Raw genomic sequence first — 8696 nt, 5'->3', positions numbered from 1 at the left:
CTGTAAAAGCGGAACCAATATCAGCCGTTACCCAAATAACGGATATGTACTCAGTCGGATCCAGCATCCTGGCCGGCCCTGAGGCCGCCATCGGGAGCAAGCCCCCTCCCACAGGTGCCGCGTCACATCACATCCTGATGCCTAGCCCCTCAATTACACGGCTTGTCGTCACGACGCACTTGCGCCTGGGTAGCGCTCCAGTCCGTCAACAGGCTGTACGCCACCGCCAGCAGCGTCGGCCCGATAAACAGCCCGATAAAGCCAAAGGCGATCAACCCCCCAAACACCCCCAGCAGCACAATCACCAACGGCAGGTTACCGCCACGACTGATCAGATACGGCTTGAGCACGTTGTCCACACCGCTGATCACAAACGTACCCCATACCCCCAGGAACACCGCATAGGTGTAGTCACCCTTCCACGCCAGCCAGGCCGTGGCCGGAATCCACACCAGCGGCGGGCCCATGGGGATCAGGCTGAGCAGGAAGGTAACAATACCCAGCACCAGCGCACCCGGCACGCCGGCGATCAGGAAGCCGATCAGCGCCAGCAAGGCCTGGGCCGCCGCAGTGCCGATCACACCATTGACCACCCGCTGCACCGTACCGGCCACCAGCTCGATGTAATAGCCGGCACGTTCACCGATCAGCCGTTCCAGCAGACGGTGCACAAACATCGCCAGGCGCGGCCCATCACGGTAGAAAAAGAACACGAAGACCAGGCTCAGGGTCAGCTCAAGAATACCGCCGCCAATTTGCGCACTGCGTGCCAGCAACCAGTTGCCGACCTGGCCGAGGTACGGCTTGATGCTGACCATCAGCGCCGCGCCTTGTTGGTCAATGCTGTCCCACATCGCCACCAGGCGCTCGCCGACGAACGGGATCGAGCCCAACCAGGTCGGCGCCTCGGGCAAGCCGTCGACCTGAATGTCTTTAATCAGCGCCACCGCATCGCGCACATGGTCGGCCAGGTTGAACCCCAGCCATACCAGCGGCACCGCCACCAGCAGCATCCAGCCCAAGGTCAGGATGCCGGCGGCCAGAGACTCCCGCCCGCCCAGCCAGCGAGTGAGCAAACGCATCAGCGGCCAACTGGCAAACGCCAGCACCGCGCCCCAGAACAGCGCCGACCAGAACGGCGCCATGACCCAGAAGCTGGCGCCAAACAGCACCAGCAGCAGGATTTGCACCAGCAGGCGATCGTTATTGAGCATCGGGTATCTCGAGAATAAGGCTGTAGGAAGAGAGCTTAGGCGAACGGCACGGGTCCGTTCGCCTTGTAATGGTCAGCGTATCAGATGCAGGTGCAAACCCTTAGCGTCACCGCTGCCGGTTTCCAGGCGTGCGGCGCGTACGCCCTTGTCGACCAGGGCCTGGCGCCAGGCCTCGGCTTTCGGGCCGGTCAGGCTCACGCGCAAGGTGGTATCAAGGTTCAACCCACGGGAAATCAAGGTCAGCCAGGTGTCATCAGGCTCGGCGGCCAATGCAGGGAGATCCAGCTCGCCCGTGCTTTTGAGCTCTCGCAGCAGGGTGGCCGAGGTGGGTAGCAGATCGCCCAAGGGCGCGCTGGCATCGAGTTGCTCCACATGCAGGTAAGCGCGTCGGTTGCCGCGAGTAATGCCGTACAGCGCGACCAGCGAGTTGTTCTGCGGGGCGGCCAGGCGCAGTAGCAGGTATTCCTGCTGGCCGTCGGCCCCCACCAGCTTGGCGTTGCCGAACACTTCATTGGCCCACAGGCTGCTCTCGCCGCAATCGCGGGCCTGGCACCAGAACAACAGCTGCGCGCCCTTGGCCTGCAAAGCTTCGCGCGTTGCAGTAAAGGCGGCGCTGGAGCTGTGCTCCGCGGGCAATTCATAGGTGATTGCAGTGGCCTGGCCGCGCGCGGTGGCCTGGCCTTCGTAACGCAACTGGCCGCTGATCTTGCGGATCGCGCCCATGGGGTAGATGCGTTCCTTCTCTTCAGCGGGGCGATAGTCGACAATTTGCGCGTCAACCTGGCGGGACACGGCAGGTAAATCCTGGCTGCCTGGCACATCGGCGGCAAACACCAGGGGGCTGAAACAGCAAAGGCCAAGGGCACGGATACATCCTTTACCCAGGCTCATCGGATCGATAGGCCCTGGCCAATGGAGGTCACAGCGATGTTGAGTGTGTTCATGGTTGACTCCCTTTCAATCCGCCCAGCCTCGGCAGTTGACCCCGCCAAGTCAAGGCGTGGAGAAGAACCGATTGAAACAGTCTGCAACAAGAGCGGCGCCGGACTCATCATTCAGGTGCAAATGATGGCCACCTGGCAGCGTAGTAACGCTGAAGGGTAGCTGAGAAAGCAATTCGGCATGTTTCGCCAACATGCCGTCAGCCGCCACCACCAACTGCGCCGGGCAACTGACGCGACGCACAAAAGCCATGGCCTGTTCATCGGTCAGACGCATCGGCGATGCCAGGGTCAGGCGACTGTCGCTGCGCCAGGTGTAACCGTCCGGTACCGGCATCAAACCGCGCTGGGCCAGCAGTTGCGCCGCTTCACGACTGACCGCCACCACGCCCTTCATTCGCGCTTCAACCGCTTTTTCGAGGGTGTTGTAGACTGGCTTGCGCTTGTCCTGCAGGTTCAGTTGCGCCTGCAAGGCCATGCCCAGACGCTCGGCTGCATTCTCGCCGCTGGCGGTCGGCGGGATCACACCGTCGATCAAACCCAGGTGCGTCACTCGCTCCGGCAGCGCCCCGGCCAACACCAGCGAGACGATGGCGCCCAGGGAGTGGCCAAGTAATGCAAAACGTTTCAACCCCAGTTGTTCGGCCACCTGCAGCACGTCGTAGACATAATCCCACAAGGCGTAACCGGCGCCTGCCGGGCGATGGGCCGAATGCCCGTGCCCAGCCATATCCAGAGCGATGATGCGCAACCCGTGCAGCTTCGGCGCCAGGCGCGCAAAACTGTTGGCGTTGTCCAGCCAGCCATGCAGGGCAATCACTGGCAGGCCATCCTCGGGCCCGAACAGGTGCGCGGCCAATTCGATATGCCCCAGGCTCAGGCGAACCTCTTCGACCGGTGTACTCATGCGCAACTGCGCTCGCGGGCTTGCCAGCGGGCGAACAGGTTCTTGATCAAGGCAGCCGTGTCCTGGGGGCGTTCGAGGGGGAACATATGACCGCCTGGCATAGTGAGCATTTCGCCCATGGGCAAGCGGCCGACGCCGCTGGCATGGTGACGCATGACCACTCGGCTCTGGCGACCACGCACCACGGCCAGTGGCACTTTCAGCTGGCGTACCTGGCCCGGGCTGGTGTGCGGCACGCCCCGGTAGATGCTGATTTCGGTGGCCGGGTCGAAGCGCAGGCGCAGGCGGTCGCCGACTTGCTGCAAGCCATGCTCCAAATACGCGTCAAAGCATTCGGGGTCGAAGCCACGAAACAGGGTTTTGCCGGCGAAGTAGCTGCGTGCGGTGTCCAGGTCGGTGAATTCTTCACGCCGGCCAAGGGTACGTCCTGCCGGTGTCAGTCGATCGATAAAACCAAAGCGCTTGGCGGCGCGGATCACCCAGCGGTCGGCACGGGTGAGCACCGGCGAATCCAACATCACCACGCCACGGTACAACTGCGGGCAACGCATGGCCGCGTACAAATGCAGCACGCCACCGAGGGAATGGCCGACGCCCCACACGGGTTCCGGCTGTTGCTCAAGGTGGTGGATCAACTCGTCCACCAGGTTCTGCCAGTTATCATCCACCGGGAACCTGGGGTCGTGACCGTGCTGGGGCAGATGCGCCACCGTATATTCCGGGGCCAGCGCGGCAAACAGCTTGCCGTAGGTGGCCGAAGGGAAGCCATTGGCGTGGGTAAAAAACACGTGCTGCGACATACAGGTTCCATCGATAAAAACAGAGGTTGATTGTCACCATACCGGCCGCCTACAGCAATGACTGTAACTGCCAGGAATGATGACACTCACGCCACGCCTATCGTGCCGGCGGGTTTTCGCCCAGCGGCACCACGGCCATGGTCAGGCGCGAGACGCAACTGGCCTTGCCATCATCGCTGCTCAGGCGGATATCCCATACCTGTGTAGTGCGCCCGATATGAATGGCCTTGGCCACCGCCGTCACCCGCCCGCTGCGCACGCCACGCAGGTGGTTGGCATTGACCTCAAGGCCCACGCAATAAAACTTGCTGGCGTCGATGCACAGGTAAGCAGCCATGGAGCCGACGCTCTCGGCCAACACCACCGAGGCGCCACCATGCAGCAGGCCGTAGGGCTGATGGGTGCGGTGATCGACCGCCATGCTGGCAGTGAGGGAGTGCTCGTCGAAGCTTTCGAAACGAATATCGAGCAACTCACCGATGGTGTTTTTCTGGATCGCGTTGAGTTGTTCGATATTCGGTTGGGTGCGCCACAGGCTCATAGGGTTGTCCTTGTTGGTTTTATTACGATCCTAATCCTGCCACAGAACGGTTTCAGCGCGCTCGCTCCAAGTGTGCAAATGTGGCCCGTACGTCGACTCGATCACGTTGCGCTTGATCTTCAAGGTCGGCGTGAGAAAGCCGTTTTCCACCGCCCAGTTGTCTTTCACCACCACCAATTGGCGCAAGCGCTCATGTTTATCCAGCCCGGCGTTGACCTGTGCCAGCCAGTGGTCAAGGTGGGTTTCAAGCGTTTGGCGGGCTTGGCCCTGTGCCGACAACACGCATAGCCCGATCGGTGCGCCAAGCCCCTCGCCGACTACACACACCTGTTCGATGCGTGCATGTTCGGCCAGGCGATTTTCAATCGGCGCCGGGGCCACGTATTTGCCTTTGCTGGTCTTGAAAATCTCCTTGAGGCGCCCGGTCAAGCGCAGACGACCGTCTGCGTCCTGCTCACCCTTGTCGCCGGTACGCAGGAAGCCATCTTCGGTAAGGGTCTCAGCGGTTTTTTGCGGGTCCTTGAAGTAGCCCAGCATGGTCGCGTCGCTGCGTACCTGCACTTCGCCTGATGGGTCGATGCGCACTTCTACGCCTGGGCAGGGCAGGCCAATCCAACCCAGCGTCTGTGCACCGGGGCGGCATACATGGGAATAGCCGCAGTTTTCGCTCATGCCGTACACCTCCAGCACGTCCAGGCCAAGGCGCTGATACCAACCCAGCAACGCCTCGGGCACGGGTGCCGCACCGGACAGGGCAATACGCAGTGCATCCAGCCCCAGTCCCGCGAGCACTTTATGACCGACGCGCTTGCCGATAAAAGGCAGGCGTAACAGGGTGTCGAGGCGTTTTTCCGGGATCTTGGCGTAGACACCCAACTGGAACCTGGTCCAGATACGTGGCACGCCAAACAAGGCCGTCGGCCGTGCCCTGCGCAAATCTTGCAGGAAGGTATCCAGGTTTTGCGCAAAAAATACGGTTTGCCCGGTGTAGATCGCCGCCATTTCCACAAACATGCGTTCGGCGACGTGGCACAGCGGCAGGTAGGACAGCAACCGATCGCCCTCCCCCAGGCCGAACAACTCGGTGCCGCGGGTGGCAGCGAAGCCCAGTGCCCCGAACGTTTGCATCACACCCTTCGGCAAACCGGTCGTCCCGGAGGTGTAGACGATGGTGGCCAGTGTCGAGCCAAGGGGTTCGGGGTGGTCCTGGATCGGTGAGCAGGCTTGCAGGTCCGCCCAGCTGAAATCGAACGTCCCCGCCGGGCACAGCGGCAGGCTAATGGTTGGCACACCCGCTGGCACACCCGGCGCCATTGCCGGCCAGTCATCGAGCTTGCCGATCAACGCCAACGCCGCCTCGGAATGGGTCAGCACATGGGCGACAGAGTCAGCGGTGAGGTTGGGATAAAGCGGCACCGAAACGTGCCCGGCCATCCAGATCGCCAGGTCGGCGATGATCCAGTGCGCGCAGTTTTTCGAGATCAGGGCGATGTGCGACCCTTGGGGCAAGTCACGTGCACGCAACCAGTGGGCAGCGCACCGGGCCTGGTGGCCGACATCGCCCCAGGTGAGGGTCTGCACCTCGCCACCGTCAATGGGCTGCACCAGAAAAACCTTACGCGGGTGCCGCGCTTCACGCTCGAAGAAGACCTGCAACGGCAAACGAAAAGCGACAGGCATGGGACGCGCTCCTTTGTGATCCGAGATACAGCCAACCAAGCACTTGCTTGGCTGACTGTATAGCACACACAAAGCCAACCATTTCTCAGGGAACACAGAACAGCCAACCGTAACCACGATGCGAAGCGAGCCGCTCTTGCTCTTGATCTGCTTTTGATCTTAGGCGCCCCGTCAAACCACGCTGGCCGGAATTCGACAGGGATTTGGGGGGTAAACCGGCAGGGATGCCGGTTTTAGCCGCCCCGCGCCATGGATGGCGCGTGGCGGCGGCCCCCCAAATCCATGGCGGATTACGGGCACACCGAGCCCAGGCGAGGTGCCGAGTGGTGGGGCAAGAGCGCTTTGGTTACTTTCGCCTGGGCCGGCATTCCGGCTTTTCGAAAGTGACCCGCTGTAAGAGCGGAACCAATATCAGCCGTTACCGCAGCAATGGATATGTACTCGGTCTGATCCAAGCCCCCCGTCGGCTACAAGGCCGCCTTCGCGAGCAAGCCCGCTCCCACAGTTGGATCATGGAGTGTCGGGCAGACAAGCGTCGATTGGCAGGTCGTCACGGGAGCAAGCTCCCTCGCCACAGGCCCAGCGTCGCCCCTTATGCCTCGGGATTCTTCACCCCCACCAGACTCATCAAACCCGCCAGCGGAAAATCCCCCTCAAGCTCCGCCAGGCTGGCCGTATACATCGGCTGTGGCTGGCGCTGATGCCCATGCTGCAAAAAGCTGATCAAACTGCCCACCAAAGGCTGATGGCTGACCAGCAACACGTTGTCATCAGTATCAAGTTCCCTCAGCACCTGCTGAACATCACCATCAGGCGTCAGCCACGGCACCGTGCGCACATCCGGCTCGAACCCCAAAACTCCGCGCACCAATTGAGCCGTCTGCTGCGCCCGCACATAAGGGCTGGCGATGATGGCACTGAGAGGCTGCCCGATCAGGTGCGCAGCGCTGAGCAATACTTCGGCACGGCCATGCTCGGTAAGATTGCGTTCAGCGTCCGTGCGGGCGTGCACCTGGGCCTCCCCGTGGCGCAAAACCCACAACTTCATAGCTTTGGCTCTTCATCACGCACCGGGTGCGGTGCTGGCGGCACGCTGTGGGCGGCTTCGCCTTCGGGTGCACGCGGGGCTGGCCAATCGGCAAACGGCCAAGGCTTTTGGTCGGTGTGGAAGCTACCGAAGCGGCCGATCTGCGCCAGGAACTGGCTGAGGCTATCGCCAAAATTCATCAGGCCCAGGTTCGGCGCACCGTAGACAAGCCGGTAAATCAATTGCACCACCACCAACGCGCCGAGCAGCAATTGCGCCACCTGCCACACCAGCGCAAACGCCAGCATCCACAGAATGCGCAAGGCAATCGACTCATATTTGGGGGCTGCTTTCGGATCGTTCATGGCGCGTTCCTCAGTTGAAACCACTGGTAGAAATAAAGTCGACATCGGTCTTGGGCTCGGCCCGCATCAACAACTCGATGACCTGCTCCAAGGTGCGCCCTTCGAACAGGATCGCGTGCAAACCGGCGACCAGCGGCATATACACCCCCACTTCCTGGGCCTTGGCCTTCAATACCTTGAGGGTGTTGACCCCTTCGGCCACTTCACCCAGACGCGTCACAGCGTCTTCCAGGCTCAGCCCTTGGCCCAGGGCAAAACCTACCTGATAGTTGCGGCTTTTGGGCGATGAGCAGGTGACGATCAAGTCACCCACGCCCGCAAGGCCCAGGAACGTCATCGGGTTGGCACCCTGGTTCACCGCAAAGCGGGTCATCTCGGCCAGCGCACGGGTGATCAGCATACTCTTGGTGTTTTCACCCATGCCCAAGGCGACGGCCATGCCGGCAATGATCGCGTAGACGTTTTTCAGCGCCCCGCCCAACTCGACACCAAAGCGATCGGCGCTGGCGTAGACCCGGAAGGTGCGGCCATGCAGCACGGCCTGTACCTGCTCACACAAGGCGTCGTCTTCACTGGCAACCACCGTGGCGGTCAAGGCGTGTTCGGCCACCTCCCGCGCCAGGTTCGGGCCGGACAGCACGCCAATGCGGGCCAGTGGGGCAATCTCGGTGAGGATTTCACTCATCAGTTTGAAGGTCTGGGCCTCAATGCCTTTGGTCAGGCTGACCAGCAACTTGCCTGCCAGGCGCTCGGCGTGCGGCGCCAGCACTGAGCGCAACGCACTGGAGGGCAGCGCGACGAAGCACAGGTCGCACGCAGTGAGCGTTTCCAGCAGGTCGGTAACCGGTTCGACAGCTGGATGAATCTTGATGCCTTTAAGGTAACGGGGGTTTTCCCGGTGCACGCGAATGGCTTCAGCCTGCTCGGGGTCGCGCATCCACTGACGCACGGCGTGGCCGTTCTCGGCCAGCAGGTTAGCCACGGCGGTGCCAAAACTTCCGCCTCCCAGGACCGCAATAGGGCGCTGTTGAGTCATATGCAATCCGTTAATCCATACCAATGGCGATGGCGGCATTATACGGGCCGCCCGGCTTGCGGCCAGCCCCCGTATCAATTCGCGCACTTGTCGGAAAATGCCACGTTTGTACGAAGTAATTGCAAGTCCGACGACTGGCAAATAGCCCCACCTCAGTTAACATGGGCGGCTATCCGTCAAACAAG

At 61.7% G+C, this 8696-nt stretch carries 9 protein-coding genes; all 9 read right to left on the bottom strand.

Annotated elements, in window-relative coordinates; genetic code table 11:
- Positions 1-149: 149 nt before the first annotated feature.
- A complete protein-coding gene (locus tag E4P00_RS26705; RefSeq protein ID WP_005786630.1) occupies positions 150-1214 on the bottom strand; it encodes an AI-2E family transporter in 1065 nt (354 codons plus the stop codon).
- Between the two features lie 72 nt (positions 1215-1286).
- Positions 1287-2105, bottom strand: coding sequence for a DUF4892 domain-containing protein (locus E4P00_RS26700; protein ID WP_148852271.1), 819 nt, complete (start codon positions 2103-2105; stop codon positions 1287-1289).
- A gap of 102 nt (positions 2106-2207) precedes the next feature.
- Entirely contained in the window at positions 2208-3062 is an 855-nt protein-coding gene (locus E4P00_RS26695; protein WP_216090967.1) for an alpha/beta fold hydrolase, read from the bottom strand.
- Positions 3059-3862 (bottom strand): alpha/beta hydrolase, encoded by an 804-nt coding sequence (locus E4P00_RS26690; RefSeq protein ID WP_078820737.1) that lies wholly within the window; start codon positions 3860-3862, stop codon positions 3059-3061. The genes E4P00_RS26695 and E4P00_RS26690 overlap by 4 nt, the downstream gene beginning before the upstream one ends.
- A 97-nt stretch (positions 3863-3959) precedes the next feature.
- Positions 3960-4403, bottom strand: coding sequence for a hotdog fold thioesterase (locus E4P00_RS26685; RefSeq protein ID WP_032877080.1), 444 nt, complete (start codon positions 4401-4403; stop codon positions 3960-3962).
- A 30-nt stretch (positions 4404-4433) separates the two neighbouring features.
- Positions 4434-6083 (bottom strand): AMP-binding protein, encoded by a 1650-nt coding sequence (locus tag E4P00_RS26680; protein ID WP_078820735.1) that lies wholly within the window; start codon positions 6081-6083, stop codon positions 4434-4436.
- 592 nt (positions 6084-6675) lie between these two features.
- Positions 6676-7131: a phosphohistidine phosphatase SixA gene (gene sixA / locus E4P00_RS26675; RefSeq protein ID WP_032877082.1), complete on the bottom strand. Its 456-nt coding sequence runs from the start codon at positions 7129-7131 to the stop codon at positions 6676-6678.
- A complete protein-coding gene (locus tag E4P00_RS26670; protein WP_032877083.1) occupies positions 7128-7475 on the bottom strand; it encodes a DUF4389 domain-containing protein in 348 nt (115 codons plus the stop codon). The genes sixA and E4P00_RS26670 overlap by 4 nt, the downstream gene beginning before the upstream one ends.
- 10 nt (positions 7476-7485) lie before the next feature.
- Entirely contained in the window at positions 7486-8511 is a 1026-nt protein-coding gene (locus E4P00_RS26665) for an NAD(P)H-dependent glycerol-3-phosphate dehydrogenase (RefSeq protein ID WP_005786614.1), read from the bottom strand.
- Positions 8512-8696: the final 185 nt, after the last annotated feature.

This window comes from Pseudomonas sp. B329 (assembly GCF_023127835.1).
GTDB lineage: Bacteria > Pseudomonadota > Gammaproteobacteria > Pseudomonadales > Pseudomonadaceae > Aquipseudomonas > Aquipseudomonas synxantha_A.
The sequence above is the reverse complement of the archived record's forward strand: the minus strand, read 5'-3'. Positions and strand labels throughout refer to the sequence as shown.